Annotated in this window: 13 protein-coding genes, 1 rRNA gene and 2 riboswitches; all 14 genes read left to right on the top strand. The window is 42.0% G+C overall.

All coding sequences use genetic code 11. From position 1 onward, the window contains the following. Window positions 1-211 precede the first annotated feature (211 nt). Entirely contained in the window at window positions 212-1591 is a 1380-nt protein-coding gene (locus PB1_RS05325; RefSeq protein WP_003351226.1) for a VWA domain-containing protein, read from the top strand. A 468-nt stretch (window positions 1592-2059) separates the two neighbouring features. Further along, complete coding sequence (helD, locus tag PB1_RS05320) at window positions 2060-4402, top strand: RNA polymerase recycling motor HelD (RefSeq protein WP_003351224.1); 2343 nt, start codon at window positions 2060-2062, stop codon at window positions 4400-4402. 131 nt (window positions 4403-4533) lie between these two features. Beyond that, on the top strand, window positions 4534-6117 hold the full coding sequence (locus tag PB1_RS05315) for an MDR family MFS transporter (protein WP_003351223.1): 1584 nt from the start codon (window positions 4534-4536) through the stop codon (window positions 6115-6117). 759 nt (window positions 6118-6876) lie between these two features. Continuing rightward, window positions 6877-8556, top strand: a complete 1680-nt coding sequence (locus tag PB1_RS05310; RefSeq protein WP_003351222.1) for a DUF6044 family protein — start codon at window positions 6877-6879, stop codon at window positions 8554-8556. 21 nt (window positions 8557-8577) lie between these two features. Then, a complete protein-coding gene (locus PB1_RS05305; RefSeq protein ID WP_003351221.1) occupies window positions 8578-9615 on the top strand; it encodes a glycosyltransferase family 2 protein in 1038 nt (345 codons plus the stop codon). Continuing rightward, window positions 9584-9994: a GtrA family protein gene (locus PB1_RS05300; protein ID WP_003351220.1), complete on the top strand. Its 411-nt coding sequence runs from the start codon at window positions 9584-9586 to the stop codon at window positions 9992-9994. The genes PB1_RS05305 and PB1_RS05300 overlap by 32 nt, the downstream gene beginning before the upstream one ends. Window positions 9995-10413: 419 nt before the next feature. Then, a complete protein-coding gene (locus PB1_RS05295) occupies window positions 10414-11370 on the top strand; it encodes an AAA family ATPase (RefSeq protein ID WP_003351218.1) in 957 nt (318 codons plus the stop codon). A gap of 2 nt (window positions 11371-11372) precedes the next feature. Next, on the top strand, window positions 11373-12590 hold the full coding sequence (locus PB1_RS05290; protein ID WP_003351217.1) for a DUF58 domain-containing protein: 1218 nt from the start codon (window positions 11373-11375) through the stop codon (window positions 12588-12590). Then, complete coding sequence (locus PB1_RS05285) at window positions 12587-14797, top strand: DUF4129 domain-containing transglutaminase family protein (RefSeq protein WP_003351216.1); 2211 nt, start codon at window positions 12587-12589, stop codon at window positions 14795-14797. Before PB1_RS05290 ends, PB1_RS05285 begins: the two co-directional genes overlap by 4 nt. A gap of 40 nt (window positions 14798-14837) precedes the next feature. Continuing rightward, window positions 14838-14939, top strand: a riboswitch (purine riboswitch). Between the two features lie 201 nt (window positions 14940-15140). Then, complete coding sequence (gene guaA / locus PB1_RS05280) at window positions 15141-16661, top strand: glutamine-hydrolyzing GMP synthase (protein ID WP_162829154.1); 1521 nt, start codon at window positions 15141-15143, stop codon at window positions 16659-16661. A 108-nt stretch (window positions 16662-16769) separates the two neighbouring features. Next, a riboswitch (purine riboswitch) is annotated at window positions 16770-16871 on the top strand. 142 nt (window positions 16872-17013) lie between these two features. Next, window positions 17014-18345 carry an NCS2 family permease gene (locus tag PB1_RS05275; RefSeq protein ID WP_003351214.1) on the top strand — a complete coding sequence of 444 codons (1332 nt, stop codon included), beginning with the start codon at window positions 17014-17016 and terminating at the stop codon, window positions 18343-18345. A gap of 153 nt (window positions 18346-18498) precedes the next feature. Continuing rightward, window positions 18499-19341, top strand: a complete 843-nt coding sequence (glcT, locus tag PB1_RS05270; RefSeq protein WP_003351213.1) for a glucose PTS transporter transcription antiterminator GlcT — start codon at window positions 18499-18501, stop codon at window positions 19339-19341. A 179-nt stretch (window positions 19342-19520) separates the two neighbouring features. Next, a complete protein-coding gene (ptsG, locus tag PB1_RS05265) occupies window positions 19521-21581 on the top strand; it encodes a glucose-specific PTS transporter subunit IIBC (protein WP_003351212.1) in 2061 nt (686 codons plus the stop codon). A 322-nt stretch (window positions 21582-21903) separates the two neighbouring features. After that, window positions 21904-23455, top strand: a 16S ribosomal RNA gene (locus PB1_RS05260). Window positions 23456-23549: the final 94 nt, after the last annotated feature.

Below are 23549 nucleotides of genomic sequence, written 5' to 3'. Positions count from 1 at the left end.
GAAGAATTGAATTTTTGTCGTAAGATCTGCTGAAGAACTGGCATATTTGAAATCAATAAGCTAGACTTAATTCTTATTTCCCACTAGCAGGTAACGTCATAAAAATAGTCTAATTTGCATAGAAACTCTAATAAGCTGTACATGAGAACGGGATAGTGAATACGAGAGAGCATATGAAAATAATGCTACATTTAAAAAGGTGAGGGTTACAATGAAAGTAATTAAAAAACGGTTACTGTTTTCATTTTTAGTTTTACTCTTAGCATTTGCTTTAACTGCTTGTGGTTCAAAGGATCAAGCATCTACTGATGCAAAAAGTGAGGAATCCAAAGAAGCTAATAAGGAAGAAACAAAAAAAGAAAAAGCTGCTTCAGAAGAGGAAATACAAATTGCTACGAGTATAGAAGAAATTGTGAAAGAGAAGAAAGGAAAATATTCAGGTAATGCATATAATGAAGCCGTGGTGCATAGAGCATTGGACGAGCAGAACTTCCAAGATAAAGATAGTTTTCAAGTCTATAACCAACTGTTAAAGCTCATGAATGAATCAAAGGGTTATAAAGAATATTATGATTTTGCGGAGAATTTTAACCCCCACATTGAAACAGCCCTTTCGGAAACACCTGAAGGAATGAAGTTAGATAACGGTCAAGTAGTCAACGGAACAGCTAATATCGCTATTTTGCTTGATGCCAGTGGAAGTATGGCTCAAAAAATCGGCGGTAAAACAAAAATGGATCTTGCAAAAGAAGCTGTTGATCAGTTTGTCTCTTCCATGCCGGAAGGAGCAAATGTTTCCCTAAGAGTATATGGACATAAAGGAAGTAACAGCGACAAAGATAAAAAACTTTCATGCGGAAGCACAGAAATGGTTTATGATTTAAAGCCTTATAATGCTGCCGACTTTAAAGCTTCATTAGGGAAATTCCAACCTACAGGTTGGACTCCAATTGCTTTAGCAATTACGGAAACAAAAAAGGACTTTGAAAAAGCAAATAAGCCAGGACAAAATATCATTTACGTGGTAAGTGATGGAATTGAAACATGTGACGGCGATCCGGTAAAGGCAGCAAAGGAACTACATGATTCCAATATTAAAGCCGTTGTCAATATCATTGGCTTTGATGTAGACAGTAATGGTCAAAAACAATTACTTTCGGTTGCAGAAGCCGGCGGCGGAGAATTTGAAACAGTGGATACAGCAGAAGACTTCAAACAAGTTTGGGAAAGGGAACGTGTTCGTTTGTACAATGAGTGGAGTTCTTGGAGTGTTGAAAATTGGAATGATGTATCAAGAGAACAAAACGAGAAAGAAAATGCTCTTTACAGCTATAAGTCAAAATTTCAAAACTTAATTTATGATGAAAAAGCTCATTTAACTGATGCCGTATTCTATTTGCGTGACAAAGAACAAATTAGTCCTGAAACACTGGATGAAGTAGAAAGTCTTATTCAACAACGTCGTAAGATTTTAGATGAGTACATTCAGGAAAAATATAAAAGTTTAATTGAGACAGTCGAAACAGAAGGAAGAAAATTAAAAGATGCTATTGATGAAAAAGGGGAAGAAATGAAAGATAAATATCGATAATAATCACGAATATTATTTTGGATCTAAAGGCTTCAGGTTAGCAAAAAACGAATGTTCTTCTTTGCTTCCTTGAAGCTTTTCCTTTATGTGTCCGAACGTTCAAATTAATGTATAAAGGAGGTGTTGGAAGTTCCCACTCATGGCTAAATTCACGAGTGTCTAACAAACACTTTTCTGCCATGCTTGGATCTGTTGAATGACAATAAAGATGTTATTCCATTAATGGGACATAAAATAGTAGTCATTTATCTTGATAAATAGGGTTTTTCTTACTTTTAATTTGCAACAAGTACGATCCATCATAGCGTCGGTAGTGTTAAATACATTGATAAAATTAAGAAACTGTGATAAATTAGTATAGAAACACATTTTATTAGTTTATTATAACATAATAACCCAATTATAATTATATAACATAAATTGCCTTCCGTCAACCTCTATTTTCATTTTCTTAAAGGAGTGCTTGATATGAATACAGAACTTCGGCAGGAGCAAGAACGATTAGACAGTGTAATGGAGACAATTACGGAGCAAATCAGCAAGCTGGAAGACGAAACCGCCCAGCTTCGGAAAGAAGTGGTTGATATCCGAAAACACTTTTGGGATGACGTCAAGGTTAATATAGATACTTTCGACGATTATCTTGAGACGATCATCAGTTTGAGACAACAGGCTCAGGTCCTATCCATAAGCCAAAGCACCCACAGACAAGCCTTCAAGAGGTTGTCCGCGCTGCGCCGCATGCAGGAGGTGCCTTATTTCGGCCGAATCGATTTCACTGAAGAAGGAACTTCCGCTGCTGAACGAATCTATATCGGCATCTCCACGCTCACGGATGAAAGCGGAGAGAAATTCCTTATCTACGACTGGCGGGCGCCGGTCTCAAGTGTGTACTACGATTACCCGCCTGGTCCGGCCGAATACGCTACGCCCGGAGGAGTAATCAGTGGCATGCTGGAGAAAAAGTGGCAATATATCATCCGCGGCGGCATTATCAAATTGATGTTCGATACCAGTCTCACCATTGGAGACGAAATTTTACAGCAGGTACTTGGCAAAGGCACAGACAAACATATGCACAGCATAGTGGCCACCATTCAACGGGAACAAAACCGGATTATCCGGCACGATCGTGGACGGCTTCTCATTGTTCAAGGCGCCGCTGGCAGCGGCAAAACATCGGCCGCCCTGCAGCGGATCGCTTACTTGCTCTATAAGTATCGGGATAGGCTGAAAGCTGATCAAATCATTCTATTTTCACCTAATTCGATGTTCAATAGCTACGTATCCAATGTGTTGCCCGAACTCGGCGAAGAAAATATGCAGCAGGTCACATTCCAGGAATACTTGGACCATCGGCTGAGCAACGAATTTCAAGGCGAGGGACCTTACGAGCAATTGGAATATGTGTTGACTGCAGCGGATGACCCTTCATGCCGGACTAGGACTGCGAGCATCCGATTCAAGGCATCGATCCGTTTTTTCGAGACAATCAAAACATACAGGGAGTCGCTGGAATTATCCGGCATGCTATTCAAAGATATTATATTCAGAGGAAAACCGATCGTCACCGCCAAACAAATCGCGGAAAGGTTTTATAGCAGCGACACCTCGCTCCGCTTTCACAACAGACTTGAGAAGTTGACGGATTGGCTAAACAAGCAATTAGATGAAGCCGAGAAGCATGAACGGACCAAGCCATGGGTACAGGAAGAAATCGAGCTGCTTAGCAACGAGGATTACCATAAGGCTTATACCCACTTACGGAAAAAACGCGGCTTTAAAGGAGAATTATTTGACGATTATGAGATCGAGCGCAATGCGCTCGGACGAATGATCGTTCGCCAGAAGTTGAAGCCGTTGCGCAAACGGATCCGGACGCTTCGTTTCATCGATATTAAGGGAATATACAAGCAATTTTTCGCCGATCCAAAGCGGATCAAACTGTGGATGGAGGGGGAAACACCTGAGGAGTGGGAGGATATTTGCCTATCGACTGTGAAAATGCTAGACGAAGGCAAACTGTTTTACGAAGATGCTACTCCGTTTTTATTTTTGAAAGAGCTGATTAAAGGCTTTCAGACGAACGTCTCGATCAAACACGTGATTGTAGACGAAGCGCAAGATTATTCTCCGTTTCAATTCGAGTTTTTGAAACGTTTGTTTCCTTCGGCAAGGATGACCGTGCTCGGCGACTTTAACCAGGCGATATTCGCCCATGCCAGCGAAACGGTTGATTTCCACACGCTTACCGGCTTATACGGGCCGGATGAAACGGATGCGATAACCTTGACCCGCAGCTACAGATCCACAAGACAGATCGTCGAATTTACGCGCGGACTCGTGCCCGGAGGCGAACGGATTACCGCTTTTGAACGCGACGGAGAGAGGCCTGTGCTGACGCAATTGTCCGATCACGCCGAACTGCACCGCTGCATTGTTTCCAAAGTCGCAGACTTGCGGAATCGGCGGTATAATACGATCGCGATTATATGTAAATCCGCTGCGGAAAGCACCGCCGCATACGACGCCCTGAGCGGTGTGGAAGAAATCAAGCTTGTGAAGAGCGGCTCGATTGAATACGAGCAAGGCGTTGTCGTCATACCGGCGTATTTGGCCAAAGGCATCGAATTCGACGCCGTCATCATTTATGACGCATCGGCGCAAGTGTACGGCGATGAGAACTTGCGCAGATTGTTCTACACCGCCTGCACCCGGGCTATGCATCACTTACAGCTTTACAGTGTAGGCGAACCGAGCCCCTTTTTGTGCAACGTTGCACCGGGGAGTTTACTTCTGAGCATGAATTAACACGGGACTGGTCGGTAGTCTTTAAATGTACCAATGTAATTAAGAATAGAATTGCGGTTTTGCCATTATTAAATTGAATAATCCAAAATTATCCAGAAATTCTATCGGGAACTTAAACGGAGGGAATTAAAGTGGAGAAAGAGCAATCAGGAGTCAACAAAAAGCTAGTCCTTCTGGGACTGTTACTCGGGATGTTTTTCGGCGCTCTGGAGCAAACCGTCGTGGGAACTGCCATGCCGACCATTGTCGGCGAGTTGAACGGATTTTCGATTTTCTCATGGGTAACAACGGCTTACCTTATTACATCTACCACGGTGGTACCAATCGTGGGCAAGCTGTCCGACATGTTCGGCAGAAGGGTTCTATACTTATCGGGTATTCTGATCTTCGTATTGGGCTCGGGGCTGTGCGCTACTGCCACTACCATGGAGCAACTGGTGCTATATCGCGGCCTTCAAGGCCTGGGAGGCGGCATGATCATGCCTTTGTCCCAGACGATCATAGGGGACATCTTCTCGGCGGAGCAACGGGCCAAATGGCAGGGCGTATTCGGAGGCTTGTTCGCCCTAAGTTCCATTGTTGGACCGTTTATTGGTGGCTTCCTTGTGGATCACGTCAGCTGGCACTGGATTTTCTTAATTAACGTACCTTTTGGCTTGTTGTCCGGCATTCTGATTTTTATTGGTTTGAAGAGGGAAAAAGCGGCAGGTAACACCGATGCTCCCATCGACTACTTGGGTATTGCAGTATTCGTTCCAGCACTGGTTCTTCTGCTGCTTGGACTGACCTTCGGCGGAGATAAATTTGCATGGGATTCTGCCGCCAGCTACAGTATTTTCGGTGCATCCGCCGCTTTGTTTATTCTGTTCGGCTGGGTGGAACGCCGGGCAAACGAACCGATTCTCGACCTCAAGCTGTTCCAAAACCGCGTATTCGCTGTTTCGAACGTGCTGGGTTTCCTGCTGGGTTTGGGCATGTTCGGCGCAATCATGTTCGTTCCGATGTTCATGCAGGCCATCATGGGCGTATCGTCGACGAAAGCCGGCTCCACGATGACCCCTATGATGATCTCCCTGATCGCCGCAAGCATAATCGGTTCCCAGATCCTTCTGCGCACCCGGTACCGGAATGTGCTGGTTGCGGGGATGCTGATCACTTCGCTGGGATTTTATTTGATGAGCACCATGGGTGTGGACACTTCCTTGTTTATTACTTACCTTTATATGATCATTCTCGGAATCGGCATGGGTCTCGTCATGCCAACCTTGACTATTGTGGTTCAGGAAGCCTTCCCGAAAAGCCAGCTCGGAACCGTAACCTCGGCTGCCACCTTTTTCCGGTCCATCGGGGGTACCATCGGCGTCACGCTGTTTAACGTGGTGATGAACCACAGCATCAGTGACAATATGCAGAAGGTGCTCTCAGATCCGGATGTCGCTTCCAACCAGGCTGTCCACTCGGTATTGGCGAAGCTTGCGGAGAACACCGACAGTCTGTTCGGCGTGATGATTGCCCCGGACGCGCTGAAGATGCCGGAGGAGCTGACCAGACAGATCGTCGGTTACGTGAAGCACGCTTGGACCGATTCCTTCAGCTTCGTCTTCATTGTCGGATTGGGCATTATCGCCCTCGGCGTTCTGACCGCTTCTTTTGTCGGTGGCGGTCGAATTCATCGGGATAAAGAGAAGAAAGAGGTCCATGCCGTTACAGAATAAAGGTTGAGCAACATGACATAAGCCGGAGCACAAGTGCAGCAGCTGCACTCGCGGGTTCCGGCTTATTCCGTTTCAGTGGACCAACAGTCTCCGGATAACTCCTAGCTGGTGGGTGCTTCTAAGGTTTTCCATACCTCCATAAGGACCGAAATATTCTGTAGCAATCTTTCAACAATCGGGCGCCATTGCGAAGTAATAAAATCCAAATTTCTCAGTGTTATCAGTGAGAAATTCGGATTATTAAAATTGAAGTATTCTTTACGTTGTAAACCTCATTCTCCTGACGTTTACCCAATAAGTAAACATTCTTGCTCTGTAAATCCTTTATATTTTATTATAAGGCTCTGTTAAATTTTAATGTTGATAAAATGTTGACAAATTATTAGCTAGTTTAATTGAATAGGCACACTACATAATTTTTAAATCATTTTTAATAGTTTCTTTCCATTCATTTATTTTATTTATTGCATTTAATATATATCATCAATGGTCATTGACCATTTTCTGTATATACGTTTTCTTTTGATGTTTGGCGTTGGATTGGTTATTTTACCTATCTTTTTATATTGTGTTTTGTGCTTTCATTGCTACGGCAATGACAATATATAGAATGGCTTTTTCAAAGTTTGTCTATATGTTGTATTGGAGGGGTCTGACCTTTTGCTTATGAGTCAGCCCCGCTTTTTTATGTGCAAGAATGGAATAATTTCCTCGATATTGCAAACTTTATAAGTAACCCTTCGATTCGAGGTGTAAGGCGTGGCTTCAAAATTCATTCAAACGGAGCGAAGGCTTGTAGTTTTTGCTCTTCTATTTATTGCAGTATTTCTTTCCCCTTTATTCATTCTCGGAGAAAATGCTCACATTCGGGTTCATGATAATCTCGATTCCAATATTGCCTGGTATAAGGTGTTGGCAGAGAGCGGGGAAATCTTTGGTCCGATCGAGGCAACGATTCCACAAATAATTAATGGAAACTTGTCGAGAAATGCATTTGGAACGGAGTTTAGCGGGATTGTTTGGCTGTATGCTCTTTTTCCAACGATGGTTGCTTATGGATTGAGTCAGGCAATTACGAGATTTATCGCTTTTTTAGGTATGTATCTCCTCTTGAAAAAGCATTTTATTCAAAAACCTGAATGGGCATGGATTCGGGTCGGGGTGGCTCTGGCATTTGCGCTCCCGCCATTTTGGCCATCCGGCATGCTAAGTACGCTTGGAATGCCGCTTGCACTTTGGGCATTTTTGAATATCCGCAATGGTGAAAAGTCATGGAAAAATTATCTTGTATTAACGCTTTTGCCTTTTTACTCAAGCTTTGTGCTCGGGTTTTTCTTTTTCTTAAGTGCAATGGGGCTTCTCTGGCTGATTGATGTTATTAGAAGAAAAAGATGGAATCTGCGTTTCCTTTGGTCGATCGTTTATATGACCATTGTTTTTTTCATTGTGGAGTACCGGCTAGTCTATTCATTTCTGTTCGAAAAAGAGCCGAACAGCAGGGACGAGTATTTTCATGCTCGGCATGAATTTTGGAGATCTCTCCGCTTGACTTTCAAAAATTTTGTGCTTGGCCATCACCATGTGATGACGGTACATACGTTTGTTATTCTCCCGGTTATTTTTATTTCCTTTTACTTTGTAAAAAAACATCGTCTCTGGAAAAAGGAAAAAGTGTTTGTGTTTTTATTCTGGTTAAACTTTGCCTTATCCGCCTGGTATGCGTTTTGGTTTAATAAGGCATGGCTCCCGCTTACCGAAAGATTCCATTTTCTGGATACATTCAATTTTGCCAGATACCATTTCTTAAGGCCCCTTGTCATTTATCTGTTGTTTGCCCTCGGGCTTCGGATTATGTGGATGCAAGGTCCGAAGTGGAGACAAGCGGCAATCGCCAGCATCTTTGCCCAGGTGATCCTTTTAAGCTTTTTTAATGAAGAAATTATTTTTCAAAATCAGCCTACGGTGAAACAGTTTTTCGCAGAAGAGCAATTCAAGGATATTAAGAAATACATTGGGCTTCCCCAGGATCAATACCGGGTCGCGTCGATCGGGATACATCCGGCAATTGCCCAGTACAACGGATTTTATACATTGGATACGTATAACAACTTCTACCCGCTTTCATATAAATATCAGTTTCGAAAGATTATAGAGAAAGAATTGGAAAAAAATAAAACGATCCGGACTTATTTTGACGAGTGGGGCGGCCGCTGCTACATTTTTACGGATGAGCTCGGGAAGCACTGTATGTTTAAAAAAACTTCGAAAAAACGGCTGAAACATCTGGAATTGAATATCGAGCCTTTTAAGGAAATGGGAGGGCGCTATATTTTCTCTGCCGTGCCGATCGAGAATGCAGAAGACAATCAGCTTCATCTCGAAAAAATTTTTGAATCAAAAGAATCAGCCTGGAAAATTTATTTATACAAAGCAATGTAGACTCTCAGGAGGAAAACAGCCATGAAAAAACCGGTTCTTACGATTGTTGTTCCTTGTTATAACGAGGAAGAGGTTTTGCCTGAAACTTTTTCCCGGCTTCACAGCCTTCTAATCGATTTGATGAATGAGGAGCTTGTTGCCGAAAACAGCAAAATCTTATTTGTTGATGATGGCAGCAAAGACAGGACATGGATGCTCATCCATAAAGCGAGTTTGAAAACGGATTTGATCCGGGGATTGAAATTGTCGCGGAATGTTGGGCACCAAAATGCATTGCTGGCGGGCTTATTTACGGCGAAAGAGTCATCGGATTGCGTTGTTTCCATCGATGCAGATCTGCAGGATGATATATCTGTTATTCGCGAATTTATCCAAAAGTTCAACGAAGGCTATGAAATTGTGTACGGCGTCCGCAAAAAGCGTGAAACCGATACGTTCTTTAAGCGAAACACGGCACAAGGTTTTTATAAATTAATGCAATTAATGGGCGTGAACCTTGTCTATAACCACGCCGATTTTCGGCTGATGAGCAGGCGGGCGCTTCAGGAGCTTGAGCGATTTGAAGAGGTGAACCTGTTTTTAAGGGGGATTGTTCCCTTGATTGGATTCAAATCAACGTCGGTTTACTATGAACGTAAAGAGCGATTTGCCGGGGAAACGAAATATCCTTTAAAGAAGATGCTCGCGTTTGCCTTTGACGGAATCACGTCTTTTTCTGTGACGCCGATCCGGTTCGTGTTATTTATCGGCCTTGCCTCATTTTTTATTAGTCTTGTTTTCGGAGTCTATTTTTTAGGGTTAAAATTTTTCGGTCAGACGGAAACTGGCTGGACTTCGTTAATTGCCTCGATTTGGCTGATTGGCGGGCTGCAGCTGATTGCGATCGGGCTCGTTGGTGAATATATTGGGAAAGTTTATAAAGAGTCAAAGCGCCGTCCTCGGTTTATTATTGATGTTGACTCCTTCAACATGCCAATGAAGCTGTCGCTAAGAGATAACCAGGAGATAAATGATGAGTCATTTCACTATGATCTTCGAAACGTATCTGAAACGAACTAATCCGTTTGTCCGTTTTTTGGCAGTTGGATTCGTCAATACATTGATTGGTTTGACGATCATGTTTTTGCTTATGCATGCTGTTGGATTGTCTTATTGGCTGTCCACTTTTCTCGGAAACATGGCCGGTGCGATTGCGAGTTACTTCTTGAATCGGAGTTTTACGTTTGGCAGCCATGTTGCGATCGCAAAAGGAGGTTTCCGATTTGCAGTGGTGATTTGTTCCTGTTATTTCTTTTCCTATACGATCAGCCGAATGCTGGCGGAGGGAACAAGAGATGATTTTCCATTACATGAAAAAGATTTTGCTGTTATCATAGGATCAGTCATCTATACTGGTCTCAATTATCTGGGGCAGAAATATTTTGTTTTCAAAAAATAAAATATGAAAACCGTCAAATTTTGAATGAAAATTCGTATGAACGAGAGCAAATATCTGCTGAACGGAAGTAAACCTCTGTTGAACGGGAGTAAAACCTTGTTGAACGAGAGCAGCCACCAGCTGAACGAGAGTAAAAGCACCATAAACGAGAGTAATCACCCGTCTATTTTTGAAAGGAAATAGACGGGTTTTTTGTGTTTTCAGTTAAGGTAATTGGCCAATGGTTTGTTTTTTGAAATAAATGAAACTTTACTTAGTGGTAAGCCGTCTATTAATTTATCGGGAATTTCCCTATAATTTTTACAGGATTTTTACAAATTTTGGCGAATATATTTTATTGTTTCTTCCCTTTTCAAACCATATCCTTGCATTTCCGGGTTTCAAAATACTTTTTAAAAAAGATTCTGGAGGATTAAATAATGTCATTCGATCAAATGAACCCAACAATTGAAAGAATTTTGCAAAATATTGAGAAAGTCATGATCGGAAAAAGAAAAGTAGCTGAGTTGTGCCTTGTTGCCTTATTGGCGGAAGGACATGTATTGCTTGAAGACGTTCCCGGAGTCGGGAAAACAATGATGGTCCGGGCCCTTGCAAAATCCGTGAATGCAAACTTTAAGAGGATCCAGTTTACTCCCGATCTGTTGCCTTCAGATGTAACAGGTGTTTCGATCTATAATCCTAAGGAATTGGAATTTGAATTCAGGCCGGGTCCTATTATGGGGAATATCATTCTTGCCGATGAAATTAACAGAACGTCTCCAAAAACCCAATCTGCCTTGTTAGAGGGGATGGAAGAGGGCAGTGTGACAGTTGACGGTGTTACCCGAATGCTTGAGAAACCGTTCTTTGTCATGGCGACTCAAAACCCGATTGAATATGAAGGAACATATCCATTGCCGGAAGCTCAGCTTGACCGGTTCTTATTAAAAATGAAGATGGGTTATCCGGAAATCGATGAAGAAATGGAAGTACTGAACCGTGCTGAAAAAATTCCGCCGATTGAAGATCTGCAGCCGGTCATCAGTCTTGAAGAACTAAGAGAATTACAAAATCAAATAAAAAATGTATATGTCGATCAAACCATTAAACGTTATATTGTGGACATTGCCAACGGGACAAGATTACATTCAAGCGTTTATTTAGGGGCAAGCCCGCGCGGATCGATTGCTTTAATGAAAGCGGCTCAAAGCTATGCATTCATGTATGGAAGAGATTACGTCATTCCGGATGATATTCAGTACCTGGCTCCGTATGTTTTTGCACATCGGATTATTTTAAAATCAGAAGCAAAATTTGAAGGCATTTTAGCTGAAGAAATTGTGAACCGGGTCATGGCAAGGGTTCCTGTTCCCGTACAGAGGTTAGTGAAATAACAATGAGGACGTTTTTTGCGGCACTTAAAGGACTTTGGAAATTAATCGTGTTGTTGTTATTAATCCTTCTGGCTTTTTCATATGCCATGTTTCAAGGAGGGTTTGTCAGTTGGTTTTTGTTTTTTAACTTTCTGCCTTTCGCGCTTTATGCACTTGCTTTGTCTTTTTATTCATTAAAAGATATGAAAGCTGAGAGGGTTTTTGTTAAGACGGAGTATAATGCCGGAGAAACAGTAAAGATTCAGATCCATTTTACGAGGGCAAAAGGTTTTCCTTTATTTTATATGGTCATTGAGGATGGTCCGGAAAATCCGCTTTCATACTCCCGCCAGAAGAAAAAAGCGAAAACTTTTATTTTTCCCGGCTTTCGAAAAGAGATTTTCATAGAGTATTTGATCGAAGAAATACCGAGGGGAGAACATTTTTTCCGGACGATCCGGTTAAAAACGGGCGATCTGCTTGGTTTAATCGAAAAAGAAAGGATGCTTCCTTTAGAAAATAAGATTCTCGTCTATCCGGCGTATGAAGAACTTATTTACAGGCCTCTTGAAAATCATTATGACCAAGGAATGACCGCATCGAAGGAACGGGTGCAAAGGGATACTTCCATGGCCATCGGAATCAGGGAGTATCAGCCGGGCGACCGTTTTTCATGGATTAACTGGAAAGCGACCGCAAAACGGAACGATATTATGACAAAAGAATTTGAACAACGCCAATCCCACGATGTTTATATCATTATGGACTGTGCGCCTGATCCTCGTTTTGAGGTCATTGTTTCATTTACAGCATCCATCATAAGAGCGATCTTAAAGAAAGGAGCACAAGCAGGCCTTCTCTCATCAGGCGCTGAACGCGGCGCTTTTCCGATTCGGGGCGGAGAAAGCCAGCAGTCAGAGCTGTTTTACCACCTTGCAAAAGTAAAGGATAACAGCCCGGTTACTTTAGATCGAATAATTGAATCTGAGAGGTTTTTCACACAACAAAATGTTACGCTTATGTTTGTAACTGCCCAATTAACGAAGCCATTAATTGAAAAAGCAGGGTTTTACACTCAGCGAAAAACTTCCTGCATACTCTTTTTAATAAAAAAAGCGAGGGAACCTGCTTCCAAGCAAGAGCTCTCCTTAAAAGCTGCCGCTAATGCCCGGGGGATCAAAGTTGTCATGGTTCAGGAGGGCCAATTTCAAGATGCGTTTTCGGAGGTGAGCCTGCGGTGAACGCTAACGAAACAAAGAGAAATGCTGCACATTTTCTTCTGTATGCTTTCGCATTTTTACTGTTGTGGGAGTGGCTGAGACCTTTAGAGCAGTTAACCGACACAGGATACATTTGGGTTTTTTTGCTTTTTCTATTGTTTTCGCTTGCCATGTCTTTTTTGGGAATAAAAATGGCTATTGGTGCTTCAGTGAAGATTATATATATTTTGTATATCCTGAATTATTTGTATTTCGAAGGATCATTCTTCAGCTTTCAATGGATTCCCCTTTTGATTGCTGATTCACAGGAAAACATTGGTTATCTGTTTGAAATGGATTGGCAAAGCCTTACCGATGTGTTCAGAAGTTTGCTGTTATTTATTTTGCTATGGCTGATGACGTATCTTTTGCACTACTGGCTAATTATCCGCAGGAAGATTTTTATCTTTTTCTTTATGACATTAGTGTACGTCACAGTGCTTGATACGTTCACGCCTTATGCCGCTGATACTGCAATTGTCCGGACTGTCGTCAGTGGTTTTGCGATCATGGGGATACTGAATTATTACCGATTAATTGAAAAAGAAGCAATAAGTAAAGGAGATAATTTTTCAAGAAAATGGATGATTCCGTTAGCGGGAATGATTGCTTTTAGTGTTCTTTTTGGTTATGCTTCACCAAAAGCCGAACCGATTTGGCCTGATCCTGTTCCTTATATTAAATCGTACAGCCTAAAAAATAACGGAAATGGAAAAGGCTCTGTTCAGCGTATAGGATATAAAACGGATGATTCGCGGCTCGGCGGGCCATTTCTCGGTGATAATCAAGTTGTTTTCAGGGCTCAGGTAGAATCGAGGCATTATTGGAAGGTTGAAACAAAAGATGTATATACGGGGAAGGGTTGGAAAGCTTCTGACGACAATCCTAAAAGAGCTACGATCCGTCAGGAAGAGATAGTGCCTTTATCATCATTTGCAGCAGGAGTTAAAACAGAAAAAGAAACAGCTTCTTTATTCTTTAGCAAGAGGTATCCTCATATCGTCTATCCCGCCGGTGTACAGAATATTCATGCCAGTCCTAATGTTTCGTTTGAGATGGATAGAAACACGGAAAAAATTTACTCACTTAAGGACGGACAGGCCGAACCTTTAACCCAATACTCGTTAGACTACGAAATTCCGACGTTCAGCGTTTCCGCATTAATGAAAACAGTTAGTACGGATACAAGCGTGATGAGTGAGGAATTTATTCAGAGGTATACACAACTGCCGGACAAATTGCCGGAAAGGGTCAGGGAGCTGGCTATACAAATAACTTCCGGAAAAAAGACATGGTTTGAGAAAGCCAGGGCAGTTGAGGATTACTTTCTCCGCAGCCCGGAGTTTATATACGACCAGCTGAATGTCCCGATTCCCGGGGAAGGCGACGATTATGTTGATCAATTTTTATTTGAAACAAGACGCGGCTATTGTGATAATTTTTCCAGTTCCATGACTGTACTTCTTCGGACTCTCGGCATTCCGGCTCGATGGGTAAAAGGATACACAGAGGGAGAATTTAAGGAGCTTGGTGAACAAAATCAGCGTATTTTTGAAATTACGAATAACAATGCCCATTCCTGGGTTGAGGTCTATTTCCCAAATGCCGGCTGGGTTCCGTTCGAACCGACGAAAGGTTTTTCAGGCAATGTACACTTAAATTTTGATACGTATAAAAACAATCAGACAACAAGAGAAGATACAGAACAGCTAGAGGAGCCGCAGGATACGCCAAAACCGGAAAAACCGGATAATAAAACAAATAATAAGTCTTCTTTCTTGTTTTCAGAATTATGGAATAAAGTAAAGATATTTTTTAAGGAACGCTGGCTCGAGATGTTTCTTGTTGGAGTTCTTTTAATAGCTATTGTGTTAGGAGTTTTTAAAAAACGGGCAAGGTGGCTTCCATACTATTTAATCTGGAAATATAAACGAATTGACAAGGATGAACAGTTTGCAAAAGCGTATTCTGCATTGTTGAAACAGCTGGAACTGATTGGTTTAAAGCGAAAAAATGGCCAGACGTTAAGAGAATACGCCCGCTATGTTGACACCTTTTTCTCTTCAAGGGAAATGAGCAAGTTAACGAACCGTTATGAGCAATTTTTATATAGAGGGAAGCTTCAAACCGGTTCGTGGGATGAGTCGAAAGAATTATGGGAAAATTTAATTAAAAAAACGATTGCTTGACCGCGATTTCACCCTATTGTTACAATAAATTTATATATGAATATTGTACGCAAAAAACCTTCATATATCCTCGATAATATGGATCGAAAGTTTCTACCAAATCACCGTAAATGATTTGACTATGAAGGCAGATGATTCTAAATGTTGCTCACGCACCGAAACTAGAATTCTGCTTTTTTATCGGAAGGAGAGTTCTAGTTTTCTTTTTATTCATCATTAGGGATTGCAGAAAAAATGAAAAGTTTCGACAATCGCTGAGAACACTAGAAATTAGTGATTGAATAATATTTTTTTCAATGAGGTGAACAGCTTGCCAGGAAAAACAGAATTGCAAAACCATGAAATGATCGTTGTTCTCGATTTTGGAAGTCAATATAATCAATTGATTACGAGAAGAATCCGTGAATTCGGCGTCTACAGTGAACTTCATCCTCACACAATTACAGCTGAAGAGATAAAAAAAATGAATCCTAAGGGAATCATTTTTTCCGGCGGACCAAACAGCGTTTATGAAGACAATGCGTTTCGCTGTGATGAAGAAATCTTTGAATTGGGCTTGCCGATACTTGGAATTTGTTATGGAATGCAGTTAATGACAATGCATTTCGGCGGGATAGTAGAAAGAGCAAAGCATCGGGAATACGGAAAAGCTGCCATAAATATTGAGCATCAAAGCAAACTGTTTGAAAAGCTTCCAAAGGAACAGGTTGTGTGGATGAGCCATGGCGATTTAGTTGTCGAGGCGCCGGAAGGTTTTACAGTTGATGCAGTTAATCCTTCGTGCCCTATTGCATCAATAAGCGATGAGAGACGAAATTTATATGCGGTTCAATTCCATCCGGAAGTCCGCCACTCTGTCTACGGAAATGAAATACTGAAAAATTTCGTTTTCGGAGTTTGCGGCTGTAGAGGCGACTGGTCGATGGAAAATTTCATCGAAATGAAAATTGAAAAGATCCGTCAGACAGTAGGGGATAAGAAAGTTCTTTGCGCACTTAGCGGCGGTGTCGACTCATCCGTTGTTGCCGTTTTAGTTCATAAAGCGATCGGTGATCAATTAACTTGCATTTTTGTTGATCACGGCTTGCTTCGCAAAGGGGAAGCAGAAAGCGTGATGAAAACTTTTGCTGACGGCTTTAACATGAATGTTATTAAAGTCGATGCAAAGGAACGCTTCCTGAATAAATTGGAAGGCGTCACCGATCCTGAGCAAAAGCGGAAGATTATCGGAAATGAATTTATTTATGTATTTGATGATGAAGCTGCAAAACTTGAAGGAATCGAGTTTTTAGCACAGGGCACTCTTTATACAGATATTATTGAAAGCGGTACGGCAACTGCTCAGACTATTAAGTCCCACCATAATGTAGGCGGTCTGCCGGAAGATATGAAGTTTAAGCTGATTGAACCTCTTAACACGCTTTTTAAAGATGAAGTGCGCGCTTTAGGAACAGAGCTTGGAATTCCTGATGAAATTGTTTGGAGGCAGCCTTTCCCTGGTCCGGGACTTGGCATTCGCGTGCTTGGGGAAATTACAGAAGAGAAATTAGAAATTGTCCGTGAATCGGATGCGATTTTGCGGGAAGAAATTAAAAAAGCCGGCCTTGACCGCGAAATTTGGCAATATTTCACAGTTCTGCCTGACATCCGCAGTGTCGGAGTAATGGGTGATGCCCGGACATATGATTATACAATCGGCATCCGCGCTGTTACATCAATTGACGGCATGACATCCGATTGGGCAAGAATACCGTGGGATGTTCTTGAAGTCATTTCAACACGGATCGTGAATGAAGTAAACCATGTGAACAGAGTCGTCTACGACATCACAAGCAAACCGCCTGCGACAATTGAGTGGGAATAAGCATAACAAGGAAAAACAAAAAACACGAACAAAACAAAAAAGCGAACAGTTAATGTTCGTTTTTTTGTTGACGTGCTTCTGAAGCCCTGTTAAAATAAAAAACGAAATGAATAATTTGTCTCATTACGTCGTATAGTCTTGGGGATATGGCCCAAAAGTTTCTACCGAGCTGCCGTAAATAGCTCGACTACGAGGTAAGTGTTTTGAAAATGGGGTTATTAATATACATGTCTTTATTTTTTTATTTTAAAGCCCCTTATTTTTGCACAAACCTGTTGTCGGCGCTCCGGTAATCGGAGCGTTTTTGTTTTGGGCCGGCCAATTATGACGCAATTTTATAGGGGGAAAAATAATGAAAAAATACTTCCAATTCGAGGAACTTGGAACGAATTATCGACGCGAAATTTTAGGCGGGCTGACAACTTTTTTGGCTATGGCTTATATTTTGATTGTCAATCCGCATATATTGACACTTGCGGATGTTAAAGACTTGCCTGATGCCTTAAGAATGGATCACGGAGCAGTATTTGTGGCAACAGCGCTTGCAGCTGCTGTCGGTTCCATCATTATGGGGCTTGTCGGTAAATATCCGATTGCACTTGCACCCGGTATGGGTCTAAATGCCTTTTTTGCCTATACGGTTGTTTTAGGACACGGAGTACCTTGGCAGCATGCGCTTGGAGCTGTTTTTATTTCAGGTGTGGTTTTCTTGTTATTAACAATTTCCGGACTTCGTGAAAAGATTATTAACGCCATTCCTGTTGACTTAAAATATGCGGTAGGAGCAGGAATTGGTTTGTTTATTACTTTTATCGGGCTAAAGAGTGCAGGCGTTATCGTAAATAATGATGCGACACTTGTAGGTTTAGGGGATTTATCAAACCCAAATACGCTGCTTGCGATTTTCGGTCTCGTGGTCACTGTAATCATGATGACAAGAGGGATTAACGGAGCAGTGTTTTATGGAATGATCATTTCCGTTATCGTTGGGATGATTTTTAATTTGATTGAAGTTCCGAAACAAGTGGTAGGTGCGGTTCCAAGTTTGGAGCCGACATTCGGAGCCGTTTTTTCTTCCTTTGGAGATCCTTCTTTCTTTACGACAACAATGCTGGGTATTATCTTAACGTTTTTATTCGTAGATTTCTTTGACAATGCAGGTACATTGGTAGCGGTAGCCAATCAGGCCGGTTTGATGAAAGACAACAAACTTCCGCGTGCAGGCAAAGCATTATTTTCCGATTCGATCGCATCCATTGTAGGGTCCATTTTTGGAACATCAACAACAACATCTTATATTGAATCATCTGCAGGGGTTGCATCCGGTGCAAGAACTGGCTTTGCTTCCCTGGTAACAGCCGGGCTTTTTATCCTTTCACTCTTCTTTTTCCCGGTATTATCAGTCGTTACATCACCGGTAACGGCACCTGCTTTAATAATCGTCGGAGTTTTAATGGTTTCTTCCTTGGGAAAAATTGATTGGACTCGTTTTGAAATTGCGGTGCCTTCTTTCTTAACGATGATTGCAATGCCTCTTTCATACAGTATTGCCACAGGAATTGCAATAGGTTTCATATTTTATCCTATCACAATGATGGTGAAAGGGCGCATAAAAGAAATTCATCCAATTATGTATGTGTTCTTTGTTATCTTTGTCCTTTACTTCATGTTTTTAACAGAATAATATTTGCGGGGAGTCAGATTAAAGCTGCCTCCTCTTTTATTGTCTTTTTGTCTCAGACAAAAATGAATGCGTTTACTTTTTTGATTGACTTCTTTTTCTCTTTTATAACATAATAGGGTTAAATCGAATGCTGTCGAAAATCGGAGGATACGGATGCCGAGTTTAGTTGTTAACAAGGTCTTGAATAATAATGTCATTATGGCCGAACATCCTGCTTACGGAGAAGTCGTAGTTATTGGAAAAGGGATCGGGTTTAACCGGAAACAAAAAGATCTTATTGAAGCTTCGGCAGCTGAAAAACTTTTTGTTTTACGAAACGAAAAAGAACAGAAAAACTATTTAAAGCTGTTGCCATTTTTGGAGGATGATTTACAAGAAGTCATCATTTCAGCAATTGAACTAATAAAAGAGAGAACGGCCTCACAACTAAGTGAACATATACATGTAGCACTGACAGATCATCTTATGTTTGTGGTTAACCGGTTCTCAAAAGGAATGGAAATACGCAATCCGTTTCTTGTTGAAACAAAAGCTTTATATCCAAAAGCATTTGGAATTGCAAAAGAAGTTGTCGATTTATTTACGAAAAAGACGGGGATTCAACTGCCTGAAGGCGAGGCAGGCTTTATTGCCCTTCATATCCACAGTGCAGCGGCCAATAAAGATTTGTCTGAAGTGAATCAACATTCTCAACTTATCACAAAACTAATCAATATGATTGAAGAGCAAATGGATATTAAAATTGATAAAGAAAGCATAGATTATACGAGGCTCGTACGCCATCTCCGCTTTACGATCGAACGGGTAAAAAATGGCGAAAAAGTTGAAGAACCTGAAAAAATATCATTGTTATTGAAACAAGAATATCCATTGTGCTATAATCTTTCATGGAAGCTCATTAAGGTTATGCAGCAAACATTAAAACAACCAGTGTTTGAAGCTGAAGCAGTCTATTTAACTATGCATCTGCAAAGGCTTCAGAAAAAAATAAAATAGCAATTAACTTAATACGTGTTACTGATTCGATCAGGCATGAGTTAAGAAGATAATTGGAATAAAGTTTTATGGGTACTATATCCGTAGGACTTTGTCATATTATTTTCTTTTCTCATGCCTTTTTATTTTGTTCAAAAATGAAAACGCTTAATGGGCTAATAAATATTGGAGGTTTTGTTATGTTTAAAAAAGCTTTTGGTGTTTTGCAAAAAGTCGGTAAAGCATTGATGCTGCCTGTTGCATTACTTCCTGCAGCGGGTATCCTTCTCGCTTTGGGGGCTGCTCTCAGAAACCCGGCTTTATTAGAATTAGCCCCGTTTTTAGATAACAGCGGAGTGGATATGGTTGCTGCTGTTATGCAAAAAGCAGGGGATATTGTTTTTGGAAATCTTCCGTTGCTGTTTGCTGTCGGTGTTGCAGTTGGGCTAGCGGGAGGAGAAGGTACGGCAGGCCTTGCTGCGATTATCGGATATTTGATCATGAACGTTACTATGGGAACAGTACTTGGCATTACCGCAGAAGACGTAAATGGTTTAAACTATGCCAATGTTCTTGGCGTTCCAACTCTTCAAACGGGAGTATTCGGAGGTATTATCGTCGGTATTATTGCTGCAGCCTTATACAATAAATTCTATGAAATTGAATTGCCTCCCTATTTAGGCTTTTTTGCCGGAAAACGTTTTGTTCCAATTATTACGGCAGGAACTGCGGTTATTTTAGGTTTGATTATGATGATTATTTGGCCGCCAATACAGTCCGGTCTAAATGCATTCTCGCAAAACATGGTTCATGCTAACTTAACATTATCAGCTTTCATTTTCGGAGTAATCGAACGGGCACTGATTCCATTTGGTTTGCATCATATTTTTTACTCGCCTTTCTGGTATGAGTTCGGTGAATATGTAACGAGAGCAGGAGAAGTGGTTCGTGGTGACCAACGAATTTTCATGGCGCAAATTGCTGATAATGTTCAAAATCTGACTGCCGGTACATTTATGACAGGTAAGTTTCCGTTCATGATGTTCGGTCTTCCTGCTGCAGCTTTAGCAATTTACCATGAAGCTCGTCCCGAAAGAAAGAAAGCCGTTGGAGGCTTAATGGCTTCTGCTGCCTTAACATCTTTCTTAACTGGTATCACAGAGCCGATTGAATTCTCGTTCTTATTCGTAGCACCTGTGTTATTTGCAATTCATACGATTTTTGCCGGCTTATCTTTTATGACGATGCATTTATTAAATGTTAAAATCGGGATGACATTCTCAGGCGGTTTAATTGACTATATCTTGTTTGGTTTAATTAACCCGCAAACAAATGCTTGGCTGGTAATCCCGGTAGGTCTTGTCTTTGCAGTTATTTATTACTTTGGTTTCCGTTTCGCAATCCGTAAATTTAACCTGATGACACCTGGACGCGAAGAAGCTGAAGAAGAAGTGGAAGATTCAAAAGGTGAGGCAGGCGATCTTGCATACGATATTCTTGAAGCGATGGGAGGAAAGGAAAATATTTCCCATTTAGATGCTTGTATTACTCGTCTGCGTGTTACAGTTAATGACGTTAAAAATGTAGATAGAGAACAATTGAAAAAACTTGGTGCGGCTGGGGTGCTTGAAGTAGGAAACAATATTCAGGCAATCTTTGGCCCTCGCTCTGAAACCATTAAAGGACAAATGAAGGACATTATGGATGGGAAGAAACCCCGGGTTATGAAAATGGATCTTGCCAAAGAGATTGAACAGCAAATAGAAGAAGTAAATCCAAAGGCATTGCAGAAAGAACACAATCCCAATGATGTGTTTGTATCTCCAATAAAAGGGGAAATTAAACCGATTACCGAAGTTCCAGATGCAGTTTTTTCAGGGAAAATGATGGGTGACGGATTTGCGATTGTTCCGGCAGAAGGTACAGTTGTTTCTCCTGTAGACGGAAAGATTATAAACTTATTCCCGACAAAACACGCCATTGGTTTACTTTCAGATTCAGGCCTGGAAATTCTTATTCACTTCGGAATCGATACAGTGAATTTAAAAGGTGAAGGTTTTGAAGCGCTTGTTTCTGAAAATGACCGTGTTCAAAAAGGACAGCCTTTATTAAAAGTTGATTTAGAACATGTCAAAAAGAATGCAAAATCGACGATCACTCCGATCATATTCACAAACTTTTCCGAGGGAGAAAAAATTGTTATCAATAAAACCGGAAATGTAGACCTAAAAGAAGAGAACATCATTTCAATTAGCAAGTAAAAATGATTTTTTGAGGCAACTGGCTGCCGGGAGTTTTGTTTCCTTGGCAGCCGCTCTAATTTTGGGAAAAATTAGTAATAATATTTCATCATAAATTGTATTGACTTTATTTATATAGGGTGATACTATTTGAAAGCATTGTCGCTGCCAACTACAATTTAATCATCAACTTCACAAAAATAAAAAATGTAGTTGACTTAGTATTGGTAACATGATATATTAATAGAGTCGCTTCTGAGCGGTGAATAAAAATTGTTCTTTGAAAACTGAACAAACAAAAGCGTCAACGTTAATTCTAATATTTTTGAGCTTATCTTACTCTTTTTTGGAGAGTTTGATCCTGGCTCAGGACGAACGCTGGCGGCGTGCCTAATACATGCAAGTCGAGCGGACTGATGGGAGCTTGCTTCCTGAAGTCAGCGGCGGACGGGTGAGTAACACGTGGGCAACCTGCCTGCAAGACCGGGATAACTTCGGGAAACCGGAGCTAATACCGGATAATCCTCTTTCCCGCATGGGAAAGAGCTGAAAGATGGCTTCGGCTATCACTTGCAGATGGGCCCGCGGCGCATTAGCTGGTTGGTGAGGTAACGGCTCACCAAGGCGACGATGCGTAGCCGAGTGAGAGGGTGATCGGCCACACTGGGACTGAGACACGGCCCAGACTCCTACGGGAGGCAGCAGTAGGGAATCTTCCGCAATGGACGAAAGTCTGACGGAGCAACGCCGCGTGAGCGAAGAAGGCCTTCGGGTCGTAAAGCTCTGTTGTCAGAGAAGAATAAGTACCGTTCGAATAGGGCGGTGCCTTGACGGTACCTGACCAGAAAGCCACGGCTAACTACGTGCCAGCAGCCGCGGTAATACGTAGGTGGCAAGCGTTGTCCGGAATTATTGGGCGTAAAGCGCGTGCAGGCGGTTCCTTAAGTCTGATGTGAAAGCCCACGGCTCAACCGTGGAGGGTCATTGGAAACTGGGGAACTTGAGTGCAGAAGAGGAGAGCGGAATTCCACGTGTAGCGGTGAAATGCGTAGAGATGTGGAGGAACACCAGTGGCGAAGGCGGCTCTCTGGTCTGTAACTGACGCTGAGGCGCGAAAGCGTGGGGAGCAAACAGGATTAGATACCCTGGTAGTCCACGCCGTAAACGATGAGTGCTAAGTGTTAGAGGGTTTCCGCCCTTTAGTGCTGCAGCTAACGCATTAAGCACTCCGCCTGGGGAGTACGGCCGCAAGGCTGAAACTCAAAGGAATTGACGGGGGCCCGCACAAGCGGTGGAGCATGTGGTTTAATTCGAAGCAACGCGAAGAACCTTACCAGGTCTTGACATCCTCTGACAATCCTGGAGACAGGACGTTCCCCTTCGGGGGACAGAGTGACAGGTGGTGCATGGTTGTCGTCAGCTCGTGTCGTGAGATGTTGGGTTAAGTCCCGCAACGAGCGCAACCCTTGACCTTAGTTGCCAGCATTCAGTTGGGCACTCTAAGGTGACTGCCGGTGACAAACCGGAGGAAGGTGGGGATGACGTCAAATCATCATGCCCCTTATGACCTGGGCTACACACGTGCTACAATGGATGGTACAAAGGGCTGCTAAGCCGCGAGGCCTGAGCCAATCCCAAAAAACCATTCTCAGTTCGGATTGCAGGCTGCAACTCGCCTGCATGAAGCCGGAATCGCTAGTAATCGCGGATCAGCATGCCGCGGTGAATACGTTCCCGGGCCTTGTACACACCGCCCGTCACACCACGAGAGTTTGTAACACCCGAAGTCGGTGAGGTAACCTTTAAGGAGCCAGCCGCCTAAGGTGGGACAGATGATTGGGGTGAAGTCGTAACAAGGTAGCCGTATCGGAAGGTGCGGCTGGATCACCTCCTTTCTAAGGATTTTAATCATGAAGTTGATTGCTTTTGTTTGTTTAGTTTTGAGGGAGCAATTCCTCACAACTTCGTTCTTTGAAAACTAGATAATCG

The sequence above is a fragment of the Bacillus methanolicus PB1 genome, from assembly GCF_000262755.1.
Lineage (GTDB): Bacteria > Bacillota > Bacilli > Bacillales > Cytobacillaceae > Bacillus_Z > Bacillus_Z methanolicus.
This window is presented reverse-complemented; position numbering and strand designations above follow the sequence as displayed.